Source organism: Clostridioides sp. ZZV14-6150 (genome assembly GCF_020657875.1).
Taxonomy (GTDB): Bacteria; Bacillota; Clostridia; order Peptostreptococcales; family Peptostreptococcaceae; genus Clostridioides.
The window spans coordinates 1-17,655 of sequence record NZ_JAGWDA010000013.1; the positions used below are offsets into that span (position 1 = coordinate 1).

The following is a 17,655-nucleotide window of genomic DNA, read 5'->3' on the forward strand; positions in this document are numbered from 1 at the left end:
TAGCTTAGGCAAGGCGAGGTTCAGTGAAGAAGGAAAAATCTCGATATGGATATATTTGACCATATTTTGAGTAGCAGAAATATTAATGAAGAAAATACTCTATAGTATTACAATACTATTTCAAATTGCTTTTCTAATAGGATGTAAGGTCTTTGAAAAATATGCAAATACAAGAATGGGAATGCACAGGTGGGTCACATACACTAACAGAAACTTTGAAAGAGATTATCCTATTGAATCACTTAAAATAGCTCTAATAGGTATTCTTATCGCTTTTACTATAATTGCAATTATATTGCTAATTCAAAACACCATTTTAAAAAAGAACTATAATTTATTTGGTAAATTAATGGGGCTTTTGACAATAATAATCAACACTCTTTTATTAAAGTTTATATTAACAAATACACAATATACTAATAGTTCCTACTTTTTTTTAATAATGATGCTTAGTATGGTATCTATTTTGCAAATCATCAAGTTGATTGTGTATACTAGAATGATTAAAAATTAGATATATCAAAGCTATATATATCTAAACTAGATATTAAAAGCTATATATTAGAAACTAGATATTAGAAACTGAATATTAAAAACTAGATATTAAAAAATTTATTTTATAAATATCTAACTCAATTCATAAAATAAAAGCTGGACTAATAATATAAAATCATTAGTCCAGCTTTTATTTTACGTACTTTTTTATGTTGACGTACTTTTATTAAAAACTAAATTTAATTTTTAAATGTAACCAAAATGCACTAATTAAATAATGGCCAGTTATTCAACAATATCACTACTTCTTAACTATAAGTAGTGCCAATGCATTTATAAAAAATAATACTGCTGTTATTTTTGTAACTCTAGCAAGAAATGCTTGTTTTCCTTTTGGTTTAAAGTAAGCTTGACTTCCTTCTCCACCAAACTCTGAAGGTAAAGCATTCTTAGAATCTTGAGGCATTATGCTAATTACTAGTAAAATCCCTAGTACTACTTGCACACCCATTAAAATGTTGCTCATTCTTGCCCCTCCTATCTTTTTATTACTTAAATTTCATTACTCTTTAGTGTATCACAATAATATAGTCATTTCAAGACTATTATGCTATAAATCACAAACAAAACTGGTATCAAACTGCTAGAAGATTTTACTGTATTTTTACATAGGAAAATTAATAAATTTTAGAAAGAAAAATATTTAAATCAAAATATATCTATAGTTTTGAATTATAGCAATTATTTCAAAGCTTTTATTTATTTTCTTCATAATAACTTAAATACAAAAAGGGATAAGTGCCTTGAAAAATCAATTAACACTCATCCCTTTTATTTCTTATAAGATAAACTTAAAATCTTTTATACTATCTTTTTAATCTTTAAAGACTATTTTTTTAAGTTATAGAAAGATTTTAATCCACAGTATCTAGCTTGTTCTCCAACCATTTCTTCTATTCTTAATAATTGGTTGTATTTAGCAACTCTATCAGTTCTTGATGGAGCACCAGTTTTTATTTGTCCAGCATTTACTGCAACAGCTAAATCTGCTATAGTAGAATCTTCAGTTTCTCCTGATCTATGAGATATAACAGCAGTGTATCCTGCTCTCTTAGCCATTTCTATTGCATCTAGAGTTTCAGTTATTGTACCTATTTGGTTAACTTTAACTAATATAGAGTTAGCTACTCCATTTTCAATTCCTTTTTCTAATCTTTCTGTATTAGTAACAAATAAGTCATCTCCAACTAATTGTAATTTGTTTCCTAATTTTTCAGTTAATAATTTCCATCCATCCCAATCTTCTTCATCTAAACCATCTTCTATAGTTATTATTGGGAAGTTGTTTGACCAGTCTTCATATAAAGCAACCATTTCAGCAGCAGTTAATTCTTTTCCTTCTCCAGCTAAAACGTATTTTTTAGTTTCTTTGTTGTACATTTCTGTAGCAGCAACGTCAAGTCCTAACATAACATCTTCACCTGGCTTATATCCAGCTTTTGTTATAGCTTCAACTATTAATTCTAAAGCTTCTCTGTTTGAACCTAAGTTTGGAGCGAATCCACCTTCGTCACCTACACCACAAGCTAATCCTTTTTCTCCTAAAACTTTCTTTAATGAATGGAATACTTCTGCTCCCATTCTTAAACCTTCTTTAAAGCAACAAGCTCCTACTGGTAATATCATGAACTCTTGAACATCAACGTTATTATCAGCATGTTCTCCACCATTTAATATGTTCATCATTGGAACAGGTAATTGCTTAGCATTTACTCCACCTAAGTATTGGAATAATGGTAAACCTATTTCATCAGCAGCTGCTCTAGCTACTGCCATTGAAACACCTAATATAGCATTAGCTCCTAATTTACCTTTGTTTGGAGTTCCATCTAATTCTATCATCATTGCATCTATAGCTGGTTGGTCAAATGCATCCATTCCTTCGATTTCTGGTGCTATTATTTCATTTACGTTAGCAACAGCTGTTTCTACACCTTTTCCTAAGTATCTTCCTTTGTCTCCATCTCTTAATTCAACAGCTTCAAAAGCTCCTGTAGATGCACCTGATGGAACTATTGCTCTTCCCATTGCTCCATCTTCTAATACTACTTCAACTTCTACAGTTGGATTTCCTCTTGAGTCTAATACTTCTCTAGCATATACTAATTCAATAACTGACATTTGTATATCTCCCTTCGATTTTTCTATTAGTTAAATTTTCATTTACTGTAAACATCCGTCTACTAGTTTTAATCTACTTATTATATTATAGTACAGAAAGTTATTTTTGAAAATTAGATACAAATTTATTTGATGGGTAAATTTGTAAAAGTTTCTATTTTTATTTTATTTTTTATAATTTTTAACTTATCTGTTATTCAAAATCAATCTTCAATACATAAATATATAGATAGATTTAAAACATAAAACACAAAATGTACAACTAATGATTCTAATAATTTTTGATTTTATAATATATATTAATTATTATTTTTTACATCATTTTATTTAAACTTTATAAAATGCACTCAAACTAAAATACTTTTTAAGTTTATTTTATTGTAAGTTACTATCCTACTTACTTAAATTTAACTATTTTGAAATAAGTGAATGACCAGTCATTTCTTCTGGTTTTTCTAACTTCATCATATCTAAAACAGTTGGCGCTATATCAGATAATCTTCCTGCATCTAATAATTTTGCACCTTCAAATTCTTGTCCAACAACCACAAATGGCACTGGATTAATAGAGTGGGCTGTTACAGTCTTTCCTGTTTGTGGGTCTAACATGTATTCAGCATTTCCGTGGTCAGCAGTTATTATTGCACTTCCACCTAGCTCTATTATTTTATCTACTAATTTTCCTACACAAGTATCTACAGTCTCAACAGCCTTTATAGCTGCTTCAATACTTCCTGTATGTCCTACCATGTCAGGGTTTGCAAAGTTTAAAACTATAAAGTCAAACTTATCTTCTCCTAGTTTTTCTAAAGCTTTGTCTGTTAATTCATATGCAGACATCTCTGGTTGTAAGTCGTAAGTTGCAACTTTTGGAGAAGGTATTAATAATCTCTCTTCACCTTTGTTTGGCTCTTCTACTCCACCATTGAAGAAGAAAGTAACATGTGCATATTTTTCAGTTTCAGCAGCTCTTAATTGAGTTTTTCCATTCTTAGCTAAATACTCACCTAGAGTGTTAGTTAAAGATTGTGGACCAAATGCTATATGCACTTCTTTTATAGTTATATCGTACTCTGTTAAACATACAAAGAAGTTTTTAATTTCTTCTCTTTTAAATCCATCAAACTCTTCACTTACTAAAGCTCTTGTTATTTGTCTTGCTCTATCTGGTCTGAAATTGAAGAATATAATTGAATCATTTTCTTTTATACTTCCAACTGCTTTATCATCTTTAACAATAACTGTTGGCATTATAAATTCATCATTTTTTCCATTATCATAAGAGTTTTGAATAGCTTCTTCAATAGAAGTTGCTTTTTCACCAATACCTCTAACCATAGCATTGTATGCAAGTTGTACTCTTTCCCATCTCTTATCTCTATCCATTGCATAGTATCTACCAGAAACTGTAGCAAATTCTCCTACTCCAATTTCATTCATACTAGATTGTACTTCCTTAGCATATTCCAATGCACTTTGAGGGTCAGTATCTCTACCATCAGTAAATGCATGAACATACACTTTTTCTACACCTTTATCTTTTGCCATTTTGATTATGGCTTTAAGATGGTCTATATGTGAATGTACTCCACCATCAGACAAAAGACCCATTACATGAAGAGAATGTTCTTTTGCATTGTCCATAGCTTCACATAAAACTTCATTATTAAAAAAGTCACCATCTTTTATAGATTTTGTTATTCTAGTTAAATCTTGATATACAATTCTACCTGCACCTATATTAGTATGACCAACTTCTGAATTTCCCATTTGACCATCAGGTAGACCAACATCAAGACCACTAGCATTTATTAATGTATTTGGATATTTTTTCATTATTCTGTCTAAATTAGGAATTTTGGATTCAGCAATTGCATTTCCCTTAACTTCCTTATTATATCCAAACCCGTCCATAATAATTAAAGCAACTGGTTTTTTCATCATTTCACTCCTTAGAAATTAACAAGGTCTAAATAGTCATTAGCAGCTAAACTAGCTCCACCTACTAAAGCTCCATCTATATCACTTTGACCCATTATTTCAGCTACATTTGAAGGTTTAACACTTCCACCATATTGTATTCTAACTTCATTAGCTAATTCTCCATATAATCCTTTTATAACTTCTCTTATATAAGATATAACATCATTCGCATCTTCAGCAGTTGCAGTTTTACCAGTTCCAATAGCCCAGATTGGTTCATATGCAACAACTACTTTTGCTAAATCATCTTTAAGAACATTCTCTAAAGCTTTTTCAACTTGAACTTTACAAACATCTTTAGTTTTTCCAGCTTCTCTTTGTTCTAAAGTTTCACCAACACATAGTATTGGGTCTATTTCTACTTCTAAAGCTTTTAAAACTTTTTTGTTTACAGTTTCATCAGTTTCATTGAAGTATTGTCTTCTTTCTGAATGTCCTATTATAACATAGTCCATATCTATTTCTTTTAACATAAGAGGTGAAACTTCTCCTGTAAATGCTCCTTTTTCTTCAAAGTGCATATTTTGAGCACCTATCTTTATATTTGTACCCTTAGTAGCTTCTTTTAAATCCTTCAATAAAGTAAATGGTGCACATATAACAGCTTCTGCTTTATCAGCATTAACTTTCCCTTTAACTTCATTTACAAACTCTAAAGCTTCTTTTATTGTTTTATGCATTTTCCAGTTTCCTGCAATTATAGGTTTTCTCATTTTACAATCTCCTCTATATAGTAGTTTATTTATTATCTAATGCTGCAATACCTGGTAATTCTTTACCTTCTAAAAATTCTAGTGATGCTCCTCCACCTGTTGATACGTGAGTCATCTTATCACCAAACCCTAATTGATTAACTGCTGCTGCACTATCTCCACCACCAATTACAGTAGTTGCATCAGTTAATTCTGCCATAGCTTTAGCTACTGATAGTGTTCCATTTGCAAAGTTTTCAAATTCAAATACTCCCATTGGTCCGTTCCATACTACAGTTTTTGATTCTTTTATAGTTTTTACAAAGTTTGCTATAGTCTTAGGTCCCATATCTAGTCCCATATAATCTTCTTTTACATTAGCATCTTCTGTTACTATTGGAGTTGCATCTGGTGCAAAGTGGTCTGCCATAACAACATCTACTGGTAATAATAAATTAACGCCTTTTGCCTTAGCTTTTTCCATCATTTCTTTTGCATATTCTACTTTATCTATTTCAAGTAAAGATGTACCTACTTCATAACCTTGAGCTTTTAAGAATGTATAAGCCATTCCTCCACCTATTATTAGATTATCAACTTTTTCTAATAGTTCATTTATAACAGCTAATTTATCAGAAACTTTAGCTCCTCCAAGTATAGCTGTAAATGGTCTTACAGGATTTGCAACAGCTTCTCCTAAGAATTTTAATTCTTTTTGAATTAAGTATCCACAAACTCTCTCTTGTAAAAATTCTCCTGCTCCAACTGTTGAACAATGTGCTCTATGAGCAGTTCCAAATGCATCATTTACAAATATTTCAGCAAGTGAAGCTAATTCTTTAGAGTAGTTTTCTTCATTTTTAGTTTCTTCTTTTCTATATCTAGTATTTTCTAATAATACTACATCTCCGTTTTCCATTTTTTCAGTAGCTTTTTTTGCATTTTCTCCTACAACATTATTATCTGCTGCAAATACAACTTCTTTACCTAACATTTCAGATAATCTCTTTGCAACTGGTGCTAAAGATAATTCTGGTTTAGCTTCTCCTTTTGGTTTTCCTAAATGAGAACATAATATAACTTTTGCTCCTTTAGAAATTAAATATTGAATTGTTGGTAAAGCTCCGTTTAATCTATTTTCATCAGTAATTACACCATCTTGTAATGGTACATTAAAGTCACATCTCACTAATACTTTTTTCCCGCACACATCAATATCTTCTATAGTTTTTTTGTTTAGCATTGACATAAATATCTCTCCTTTTAATAAAGTAATTTTTTATTGCCAAGTATAATATAGTACATACTTTTACCCTATTAAATATATCATATTATCATATTTTTATATATAGTATGTAACATTATTTAGGTGTATTTTATATATTTTTTCTTAAAAAAAGTCCAGAGTCCGTAGTGTTAAACTACAAACTCGGACTTTGTCAATCTACTTTTCTATTTTCTAAAAGCTGACTATTTTGCTAATTGTGCAAAGTATCCTAAAGTTCTTATTAATTGAGAAGTATAAGACATTTCATTGTCATACCAAGAAACAACTTTAACTAATTGTTTTCCATCTACTTCCATAACTTTTGTTTGAGTAGCGTCAAATAATGAACCGTAGCTTATTCCGATTATATCAGAAGATACTAACATTTCTTCAGTGTATCCGAAAGATTCGTTTGAAGCTTCTTTCATAGCTGCATTTATTTCTTCAACTGTAACATTTTTTCCTAATGTACAAACTAATTCAGTTATTGAACCAGTTACAACTGGTACTCTTTGTGCTGCTCCATCTAATTTTCCTTTTAATGCAGGTATTACTAGACCGATTGCTTTTGCAGCTCCTGTAGTGTTTGGAACTATGTTTCCAGCAGCAGCTCTAGCTCTTCTTAAATCACCTTTTGGATGAGGACCATCTAAAGTGTTTTGGTCATTAGTGTATGCATGTATAGTAGTCATTAATCCTTTTTCTATACCGTATTTATCATTTAATACTTTAGCCATTGGAGCTAAACAGTTAGTTGTACAAGAAGCTCCTGATATAACTGTTTCAGAACCATCTAATATGTCACTGTTTGTGTTGAATACTATTGTTTTTAAATCTCCAGTTGCTGGTGCAGATATAACAACTTTTTTAGCTCCTGCTTGTATATGAGCTTCTGCTTTATCTTTAGAAGTAAAGAATCCTGTACATTCTAATACTATATCTACTCCTAATTCAGCCCATGGTAGGTCAGCAGGATTTCTTTCTGCTGTTACTTTTATTTCTTTTCCGTTTACTATAAAAGCACCTTCTTTAACTTCTATTTCACCGTTAAATCTTCCTTGAGCTGTATCATATTTAAATAAATGAGCTAACATTTTAGCATCTGTTAAGTCGTTTATTGCAACAACTTCAAACTTATCTTGTTGCTCCATCATTTTTCTTAATGCTAATCTTCCTATTCTTCCAAATCCATTTATAGCTACTTTAACCATTTTCGCTACCTCCTATAAAGTAAATGTATGTTGTCTAGCTCTATGCTAGTTCTTGACTTTTATAATAATGACAATATCTTATAAGCACTTTCTTCATCTGTTACAAGAACCATGTTTTTATGCATATTTGATATGGCTAATAAGGCTTCTACCTTTTCTGTTCCTGCAAAGATTGCAATAGTTTCTTTTACTTCTTTAACTGTCTCTAAATCAATTCCAACAGTATTTAATTTGTAAACTATTTCTCCATCTTTGTTGAAATAATATCCAAATGCTTCTCCAACTGCATTTTTAGATAATATCTCGTTAACTTTATCTTCTGGAAGTTTTCTTCTCTTTGCCATGACATCTGCTCTACCTATGCTGAAAACTAAAATGTCTGTTCTTTTAATATACTCCAAAGTTGTCTTAATCTCTGGCACTTGGCTAAGAGTTTTCATTGCACTCTCGTCCAGCTCATCTGGTATATGTAAAAGTTTGCAATTAGAGTGTAATTTCTTACTTACTGAAGCAACTATACTATTAGACTGCATCTCTACATCAGTTCCCATGCTTCCTCTAGCTGGCACTATTGTAGAATTTGGATACCTTTTATCAGTTTTAATAACGTTTGAAAACTCCAACATAGTGCTTCCCCCTGTTATTGAAACGATATCTCCATCTTTTAAAATACTTAAGAAATGCTCACATCCATATCTAGTTACATCTTTTAGTAAGCTTCCATTTTCATCACAGCTTCCAGGAACTAGTATTACCTTTTTTATTCCAAGCTTTTCTCTGACCCTATCTTGTAACTTAGACAATCCCATGATGTCACTCATGATGTCTTTAAGTTTATCTAACAAATCAGAACCTTCTTTAGTGATAGTCATTCCAGATACAGCAACATCTATAAGTCCTTGTTCTTTTAAAAACTCTGTTTCTGACCTAATTATTCTTTCACTAATTTCTAATACATTTGATAAAGTTCTTCTACCTATTGGTTCACTTAAAGATATTTGTCTTAAAATAGAGTATCTTCTTTCCATAAGTTCAATTGCCTGTGGAATTAGTTTCTTTTGAATTTCTAATAAGTTCTTCATAACATACTCCTTATTGCTTTCCTTTAGGGACTTTTTTTGTCCCTAGTGTTTATTTCAGTCCCACAAGATAATTTTATTTTATAGGATTTGCGTATAGATTTCAATAGTTTTTCAAAAACTTTTTTATTTTTTTGTTTTATAGCAATTTCTCCACCATTTTCAAAGTACAGTATTTTTTCTTTTTTATATAATATTTTTTCCATATATTTTTATGGTTTTTATTCTAATATTTTGACTCAATCTTATATGTTCTACTCTGCTAGATTCTATATGTCTTTGTTTTTATACTTTATGTTTTTATTTTTATATTCTCAAAATTAACAATAACAGTTTATTTATCTCTGTATTTTTAACTCTAGTTATCGTTATAATTCCTGATTTTTTCCTAATATTTAATTTTCTTTCCAATACTTAAATTCATTTATATAATGCTCATTTGTCTTGTAATTGGCCTTTTCCCCTTATTTTACTAAAATTCTTTTCTCTTACTTGAAGACAAAATTCCTAATTCTTCACGATACTTGGCAACTGTTCTTCTTGCAACATTGATTCCTTTTTCTTTTAATAGCTTAGATATATGGTCATCACTTAAAGGTTTCTTTTTATTTTCGTCTTTTATTGTTTCCTTTATAATTTTTTTTATGCTTGTACTAGATGCCATTTCATGGTTTTCTGTTTCAATAGCACTACTGAAAAAGTATCTAAATTCATATACTCCAAAAGGTGTCAGCATATATTTCCCATTTACACCTCTACTTATAGTAGATTCATGAAAATCTAATTTTTCTGCTATGTCTTTCATTTTTAAAGGCTTTATATATTTTGTTCCTTTTCGCAAAAATTCATCTTGTGCTTTTACTATTTCTTCTGCAATTCTAAGTACTGTAGTCTTTCTACTTTCTATATTTTTCATAAGCCCTGTTGCTGAATTTAGTCTTTCTTTTATAAATTCTTTTGCACTTTCATCAGACTGTGAATTTTTTAGTATGTCTTTATAATAACTGTTTATTTTTATTTGATAGGAGTCTTTTTCATTTAAATATACAATAAATTCATCATCAATTTTTTCAACTGTTACATCTGGTTGGATATATACACTTTTTTCTACTGAACATGTTCTTCCTGGCTTAGGGTCTAATGTCTTAATTATATTTATTAGTTCAACGCATTTTTGTAGTGACATATTGTATTTTTTGCTTATCTCTTTATATTTATTATTTGCAATTAAATTTAAGTCTTTTGTAACGATTTCCTCTAAAATTTCATTATATATTCCTAAGCTTGCCATTTGAATCATCAGACATTCAGAAAGACTTCTTGCACCTACTCCACTAGGTTCCAATTGCTGAACACTAATTAAGCATTTTTCAAAAAATTCTTCATCTATCTTTAAAGTATCAACAATTACTTTTTCCTCAGTTCTCAAATATCCATCCTCATCTAAGCTATCAATTATATATTCACAGACTTCCATTTGTTTATCTGTTAGCTTATATAGGCTTATCTGAAACTTCAAATCCTCATATAAATTTGACGAATATTTAACTAAATTTTCTAGATTAACTTCATTGTCGGGATTATAACTTATTTCTGTTCTATCTAAACGTCTTGATTTTTCCATATCTTTTATATATTCTTCCCAATTTATCTCCCCACTTTTCTCAACTTCGACTAATGGGTTATTCTCTGCTTCCCTTTTAATCTCTTCTTCTAACTCTAACTTACTCATATTTAATATTGATAATGATTGCTTAAGTTGTGTAGTCATTATTAGCTTCTGAGACTGAGTTAACTCTAGACTATTATTAAAATTCATTTTGCTCACCTCTCAATTTTATTAAACTTATTTTATAAAAGAAAAACCCTCCTGTATATGTATATTCTATCATTTAAAATATACCTTATGCAAAAGGGTTTTTTTTATTTACAATTTAATTGATTTTTTTTATTTAATATTTATTTTTTTGTTATTTTTTTTTACTATATGGCGTATTTTGAAGTGGTAGTTCAGTTCTAAACTCTTTATCAAATACATAATAAGCATTTTGCACTGCTGGTGCAGTAGGAACTGTACAAATCTCTCCTACACCTTTTGCTCCATACGCCAATAAATCTTTGTTTTTTTCAACTATTACAGCTTGTATTTCTGGTATATCTGTAGATTTAAATAAACCTAATGTACCAAATTTAGCTGTAGGCACAGAGTTAACTACTGGGTAATCCTCTGTTAAGGCATATCCAAGACCCATAACAACTCCACCTTCTATTTGCCCTTCTAAACTGATTGGGTTTATAGCTCTTCCTACGTCATGTGCTGCTACTACTTTTTCTAATTTTCCATTTTCATCTAGCATTACAACTTGTGTTGCATATCCATAAGCTACATGGCTTACTGGATTTTCTTTATCAGAACCCATTTTGTCTGTAACACTTGCATATTCTCCGTAAAATTCTTCTCCCTCTAAATCAGACAATACTTTACCAGTTGCTAAAGCTTCTTTTAACTTAATTGATGCAACCTTAGTAGCTTCCCCTGTAAACACGGTCTGTCTTGAAGCTGTAGTATTACCAGAGTCTGGTGTCAAGTGAGTATCTGGAACTTCATGTACTATGTTTTCAGGTAGTAAATTAGCAGTTTCACAAACCACTTGAGTCATAACAGTACCAAGACCTTGACCTATACAAGAAGCACTTGTTCTTATATGGACTTTGCCATCTTTTATTACCAATCTACATCTTCCCACATCAGGTATACCTACCCCTACACCACTATTTTTCATTGCACAAGCTATACCTGCACGTGGGTGTTTTTCATACTCTTCTTTTACAGCTTCTAATGTTTCTGCCATTGCTGTTCCTTCATCTGCAAATTGACCATTTGGTAAAACTTGACCAGGTCTTATTGCATTTTTATATCTTATTTCCCAAGGTGATATTCCAGCCATTTCAGCAAGTAAATTTAGATTACATTCTGTAGCAAAACAACTTTGTGTAACTCCAAAACCTCTAAATGCTCCCCCAGGAGGATTATTAGTATATACTGCTGTTCCAGTTATATCAATATCCTGATAATTGTATGGTCCTGCTGCATGAGTACATAATCTTTGTAATACTGGCCCTCCAAGAGATGCATAAGCACCTGTATCAGATATTATAGTTGCTTTCATACCTGTTAGATATCCATTTTCATCACATGCTGTTGTAAATTCCATTTCTGTAGCGTGTCTTTTTGGATGAACAATAATACTTTCTTTTCTTGTAAGCTGTACTTTTACAAATCTCTTTGTGTGGTATGCAAGTAAGGCTGCATGGTGTTGAACACTCATATCTTCTTTTCCACCAAATCCGCCTCCTACCATCTTATTTATCACTCTTACTTTTTCATGTGGTAATCCTAACATATCTGCACATTCATGTTGAGTAGCAAATACTCCTTGGTCTGTTGAGTAAATTATTACTCCATCTTCTTCATAAGGACCTGCTACTGCACATTCAGGTTCTAAAAATGCATGTTCTGTTGCAGGTGTAGTGTATTTTTTAGTTACAACATATTTTGAATTCCTTATTTTTTCTTCAGCATTTCCTCTTACTAAGTGTTCCTTAACAAGTACATTACCTGTTTCATGTATCTTTGGAGCATCTTCTTTAAGAGCCTCTGCTGTAGTACTTAAAGGTGTCAATTCTTCATAATCTATCTTAACTAGTTTTTTCGCTTCTTCTAATGCTTCTCTAGTTTCTGCTGCTACTAAAACTATTCCATCTCCTAAATATCTAGTTATTTCACCTTCTGGGATTAATGTATCCCAATCTTTCTTTAAGTGACCTACTTTTATAGTTCCTGGAATATCTTTAGCTGTAAGAACTGTAACAACTCCTGGATAAGCTTTTGCTTCTTCTATATCTATCTTTTTAACTAACGCTCTTGGATATTTAGCTCTAACTGCTGAACCATAAATCATACCTTCTAATCTTATATCATCTACATATTCAGAGTATCCAAGTGTTTTACCTACTGCATCAACTCTGTGAAGACTTTCACCAACTAGACCTTTGCAGTTTACTTTTGGCACATCTATATCTTCTCTAAATATCTTTGCTGCCAAACTCACAGCTTTAATTATTTTTACATAACCTGTACATCTACATATATTACCTTTTAAAGCTTTTTTTATGTCATCTTCAGTAGGATTATTATTAACGTCTATAAGTGCTTTTGAACTAATTACCATACCTGGGATGCAAAATCCACATTGAACAGCTCCTTGGCTGGCAAAAGAATATGCAAAAACATCTCTTTCTCTTTCTGATAATCCTTCTATAGTTGTTATATTTTTTCCAGCTAATTTATCAGTTTTAAATACACATGCTTTGGTTGCTTTACCATCTATTATAACCATACAAGTTCCGCAAGCACCTTCTGAACAGCCATTTTTAACTGAAGTTATATTCATATCTTCTCTAAGGAAGTCTAAAAGTTTTTTACCTTCTTTTGCAACAACTTTCTCTCCGTTTAATATAAATTCTACCATTCTCTAGCCTCCTCTGTTAGACGCCTTTTTATATATCTCCCACTTGGAGTATTACAAATTAATTCTCCCTCTCTAACAACTTCTTTTCCTCTTAAATAAACATGTTCTATTTGACAATCTACTTCATAACCTTCATAAGGCGTATAATCTACATTTTGTAATTGTTTTTTTGCTTCTATTTTAGATTTTTTATTTGGATTTAAAACTAATATATCTGCATCACTACCTATTTCTATAGTGCCTTTTTCAGGATACATTCCAAACAATTTAGCGGCATTAGTTGATGTTACCTCTACCATCTTGTTGATAGATATTTTATTTTTACAGACTCCATATGTGTATAAAAGACTCATCCTATGTTCCACACCTGGAGAACCATTAGGAATTTTACTGAAATCGTTTATTCCAAGTTCCTTTTGCCCCTTATAATTAAAAGAACAGTGGTCTGTACCTATAGTATCTATTTGATTATTTAAAATAGCATTCCATAAAATTTCATTATTTTCTTTATCTCTTAAAGGTGGTGACATTACATATTTAGCACTTTCAAATCCATCTAAATCGTATAATTCATCACTTAATAGAAGGTATTGAGGACAAGTTTCAACTATCACATCTACTCCTCTTTGCTTAGCTTTTAGAACTTCTTCCAAAGATTCTTTACAACTTAGGTGAACAACATACACCTTAGAATTTGCAACTTCTGCTATCTTCATAAGTCTTGAAGTAGCTTCTGCTTCTAATATAGCTGGTCTAGTTAATTGATGATATTTTGGAGATAAGTTATTTTCTTCTTTTGCTTTATCCACAAGTTCACATATTATATCCCCATTTTCACAATGGAATCCAATAATTCCTCCTACTTCTTCTGCTTTTCTCAAAGCTTCAAAGATAACACCATCATCAACTTGAAGGCTTCCTTTATATGCCATATACAATTTAAATGAAGATACTCCTTCTTTCACCATATCTTCCATTTCATTACAAATTGAAGCATTCCAATCTGTTATAGCCATGTGAAAACCATAGTCTGAATAAGATTTATCTCTAGCTTTTTCATGCCATTCATCTAATCCTTCTTTTAAAGAACAACCTCTCGATTGTGTAGCAAAATCTAAGATAGTAGTAGTACCTCCAGCTATTGCAGCTTTTGTTCCTGTTTCAAAGTTATCTGCTGTCTTAGTAGTTCCTGTATCTAAGTCAAAGTGAGTGTGTGTATCTATACCTCCTGGTATAACATAAGAATCACTAACATCAACTATTTCATCATTTTCTTTTGATATATCAACACCTATATCAACTATTTTCTCATTTTCTATTCTTACATCTGCACAGTAAGTTTTTTCACTTGTTACTACTTTCCCACCTTTTAAAACAATTCCCATATAGACTCCACCTTACTTATAACGTATCAATTTATTTTATCTGAAGAAATTAACTTAAAGTAATTTGACTATTGCACTTATACACAATAAATCTATATTTAGATTAAACCAATATCTAATTAAATTAATATTTAGTTAAACTAATGTTTAGTTAAATCAACTCAATAAAATTATTAACTTCATGTTGTATTATTAAAATATAATACTTGCTTATCTAATATATTTTATTATCCTAATATATCTATTACTCTAAGTTAATTACTAAAATTCTATATATTTATTATTCATTAACAGCTTCTACTTGATTGTAGCAAATGCTTAAAGCTCCTTTTGGACATCTAGTTACACATAATCCACAACCAAAGCACTTATCCACATCTATATTTAATTTATCTGTAACTTCTAGAGCTTCATATACACAGCTTGTTACACATTGTTTACATTTGATACACTTATTATCATCTACAACTGGAGCTACTGCATGAGTTCTAAATCCTCTAGCTGCCATTTTCTTATGAGTTAATCCTTTGATTTCATTAACATCAGCATATCCATTTTCATCTAAGAAATCATTTAATTCTTTAGCAATTTTTCCATATATAGAAGGCCCTTTAAGAATTGCTTCTGTACATACTTGAACAGCACTTGCTCCTGCCATCATCATTTCAGCTACATCTTTTCCACAAGTTATTCCACCAACACCTATAATTGGTATATTTACAACTTGAGAAGCTTCATATATACATCTTATTGCAAGTGGTCTTATTGGAGCTCCTGATAGCCATCCATATCCAGCTTTACTTCCCATTATAGGGTATCCTGTGTTTACATCTATTGCCATACATGGTCCAAATGAGTTTATCATTACAAGTCCATCTGCTCCTGCTTCTTCAACAGCTTTTGCAATAGTTTGAATATCAGTATGAGGACTCATTTTCATAAATACTGGTACATCTAAAACAGCTTTTGCAGCTTTTAAAGCATTTACTATTGGAGCAACGTCTGTACCTACATAATGAGTAGATAATTCAACTGCATCTGCATAAGGTTTTACTAAAGGTGCAACCTCAGCTATTTGTTCTGCTGAATATCCCATACTTACTATTACTGGAAGACCTGCTGCTTTTACTTTTTTGTATTCTTCTTCTATCCATTGTTCTTTTGGAAGCTCTGACCATAATTCTGTGTTTAAGAAACCACTGTTAGTTTTTGCCATACATGGTCTTGGTACATCTGCTGGTAATACAGATATAGTTTTTGTACATATAGCTCCTGCTCCACCTTTTGCTGCCTCTTGACAGAGATCACCATCTTTTGCTCCAGGACCTGCCGCTGTCATAACTGGATTTAAGAATTCCATTCCATATAAATTAACTTTTAAATTAGCCATATTATTATCTCTCCCTTAATTAAATATATTTTTTAATATTTAGCTTAGATACTCTTTTGTCTATGTTGCTTTTCGTTTATTTCATCTTATTTTGCTTCTTCAGTCTTAGGAGTTTTTTCCTTTTTTGAACCTAATTCATTGAAGAATATATTTAAAAGTACTGCTGATAAACTTCCTGTTGTTATTCCACTGTGAAATATCGTTTGCACCCAAGTTGGAAAATTATGATAGAAATCAGGATTTGTCAGTGGTATCATAGATAACCCAACACTAACTGCTACTATCACTCCATTTTTAGTTCCATCAAATTTTACTTTACTTAGAGTTTTTACTCCTCCAACCATTACCATTCCAAACATTGCAAATCCTACTCCTCCAAGAACAGGCTTAGGTATTGCTCCTATTATGGCTGCAAACTTTGGTAAGAAACCAAGCACTAGCAATATTACCCCTGCATAAACTGCAATAAATCTTGATTTTATACCTGTAAGCCCAACAATTCCTGTATTTTGACCAAATGGAGTTATTGGGAATGAATTAAATATCCCAGATAAAGCTGTAGATATTCCATCTCCAAATAGACCTCTTTTAATATTTTTACCAGTTACCTCTTTGTCTACCATTTCGTGAATAGCTATCATATTACCAACTGATTCTGTCATAAGTACTAACATAATTAAGCATAATGATAATATTGCAGATGGTTCAAATCTAGGCATTCCAAATTTTAAAGGCACATTTAGATTAAGCCATCCAACACCATTTACTGCACTAAAATCAGCCATTCCAACTGCCATAGAAAGTAATGTACCAAGTACTATACCTACCAATATCGCTGTACTATTCCAAATTCCTTTTAAGAATTTAAATGAAAGTAAAGTTATCGCCAATACTGCTAAAGCTAATGCTAATGAGTTTGGTTCAACCGCTTCCAATTTGTTGTCAGTTATCCACTTTATCCCAACTGGGAATAGTGAAATACCTATTACCATAACAACTGTTCCAGTAACTACACTAGGGAAAAATCTTATCAGTTTTTCAAATACTGGAGCAAGTAATATACAAAACAGTCCAGCTACTATTACAGAGCCAAATACTGTCTGTATTGCAACTTGAGAATCACTATATGATGAGGCTATTGCTGTCATACCTGCCACAGCGGCAAAACTAGTTCCTTCAATTACTGGTATTTTAGCGCCTACAATATTTCCTATACCAACACTTTGTATGAGTGTTCCTATACCTGCCATAAACAAGCAAGCATTTATTAAAAAAACAATACTAGCATGATCTAGTCGTGCAGCACTTCCTATCATCATAGGAACTGCTACCGCTCCTGCACACATTGCTAAAACGTGCTGTAGTGAAAATACCCAAGATTTGGATACAGGTAACCTTTCATCTACTGGAGCTATTTTAGGGCTTTCATTTTGAGACATG

General features: G+C 31.2%; 14 protein-coding genes. 1 reads left to right on the top strand and 13 read right to left on the bottom strand.

Translation table 11 applies throughout. The annotated features are described in order from the left end of the window. The first annotated feature begins 85 nt into the window (after positions 1-85). Complete coding sequence (locus KGF41_RS14675) at positions 86-514, top strand: hypothetical protein (RefSeq protein ID WP_227828393.1); 429 nt, start codon at positions 86-88, stop codon at positions 512-514. A gap of 282 nt (positions 515-796) precedes the next feature. On the opposite strand, the gene secG is transcribed toward KGF41_RS14675, so the two are convergent. The 13 genes from secG to KGF41_RS14740 form a co-directional block, all read right to left on the bottom strand. After that, a complete protein-coding gene (gene secG / locus KGF41_RS14680; protein WP_003421948.1) occupies positions 797-1,021 on the bottom strand; it encodes a preprotein translocase subunit SecG in 225 nt (74 codons plus the stop codon). 362 nt (positions 1,022-1,383) lie between these two features. After that, positions 1,384-2,676, bottom strand: a complete 1,293-nt coding sequence (eno, locus tag KGF41_RS14685; protein ID WP_227433777.1) for a phosphopyruvate hydratase — start codon at positions 2,674-2,676, stop codon at positions 1,384-1,386. A 411-nt stretch (positions 2,677-3,087) separates the two neighbouring features. Continuing rightward, the gene (gpmI, locus tag KGF41_RS14690; RefSeq protein WP_413840841.1) at positions 3,088-4,617 is read right to left on the bottom strand and encodes a 2,3-bisphosphoglycerate-independent phosphoglycerate mutase; all 1,530 of its coding nucleotides are present in this window, start codon (positions 4,615-4,617) and stop codon (positions 3,088-3,090) included. Between the two features lie 11 nt (positions 4,618-4,628). Further along, complete coding sequence (gene tpiA, locus KGF41_RS14695) at positions 4,629-5,372, bottom strand: triose-phosphate isomerase (RefSeq protein WP_227433775.1); 744 nt, start codon at positions 5,370-5,372, stop codon at positions 4,629-4,631. Positions 5,373-5,397: 25 nt separating this feature from the next. Next, positions 5,398-6,600, bottom strand: coding sequence for a phosphoglycerate kinase (locus KGF41_RS14700; protein ID WP_227828391.1), 1,203 nt, complete (start codon positions 6,598-6,600; stop codon positions 5,398-5,400). A gap of 221 nt (positions 6,601-6,821) precedes the next feature. Then, positions 6,822-7,829: a type I glyceraldehyde-3-phosphate dehydrogenase gene (gene gap, locus KGF41_RS14705; RefSeq protein WP_227433773.1), complete on the bottom strand. Its 1,008-nt coding sequence runs from the start codon at positions 7,827-7,829 to the stop codon at positions 6,822-6,824. 59 nt (positions 7,830-7,888) lie between these two features. Continuing rightward, a complete protein-coding gene (locus KGF41_RS14710) occupies positions 7,889-8,911 on the bottom strand; it encodes a sugar-binding transcriptional regulator (RefSeq protein ID WP_227828390.1) in 1,023 nt (340 codons plus the stop codon). 23 nt (positions 8,912-8,934) lie between these two features. Then, positions 8,935-9,114, bottom strand: coding sequence for a hypothetical protein (locus tag KGF41_RS14715; RefSeq protein ID WP_227828389.1), 180 nt, complete (start codon positions 9,112-9,114; stop codon positions 8,935-8,937). Between the two features lie 266 nt (positions 9,115-9,380). Continuing rightward, positions 9,381-10,727, bottom strand: a complete 1,347-nt coding sequence (rpoN, locus tag KGF41_RS14720; RefSeq protein ID WP_227828388.1) for an RNA polymerase factor sigma-54 — start codon at positions 10,725-10,727, stop codon at positions 9,381-9,383. 151 nt (positions 10,728-10,878) lie between these two features. Beyond that, positions 10,879-13,440, bottom strand: coding sequence for a selenium-dependent xanthine dehydrogenase (gene xdh, locus KGF41_RS14725; RefSeq protein ID WP_227828387.1), 2,562 nt, complete (start codon positions 13,438-13,440; stop codon positions 10,879-10,881). Further along, on the bottom strand, positions 13,434-14,825 hold the full coding sequence (gene hydA, locus KGF41_RS14730; protein ID WP_227842374.1) for a dihydropyrimidinase: 1,392 nt from the start codon (positions 14,823-14,825) through the stop codon (positions 13,434-13,436). Before hydA ends, xdh begins: the two co-directional genes overlap by 7 nt. 280 nt (positions 14,826-15,105) lie before the next feature. Then, a complete protein-coding gene (locus KGF41_RS14735; RefSeq protein WP_227433768.1) occupies positions 15,106-16,215 on the bottom strand; it encodes a 4Fe-4S binding protein in 1,110 nt (369 codons plus the stop codon). A gap of 86 nt (positions 16,216-16,301) precedes the next feature. Next, positions 16,302-17,654 carry a nucleobase:cation symporter-2 family protein gene (locus tag KGF41_RS14740; protein ID WP_227828385.1) on the bottom strand — a complete coding sequence of 451 codons (1,353 nt, stop codon included), beginning with the start codon at positions 17,652-17,654 and terminating at the stop codon, positions 16,302-16,304. Position 17,655 lies beyond the last annotated feature (1 nt).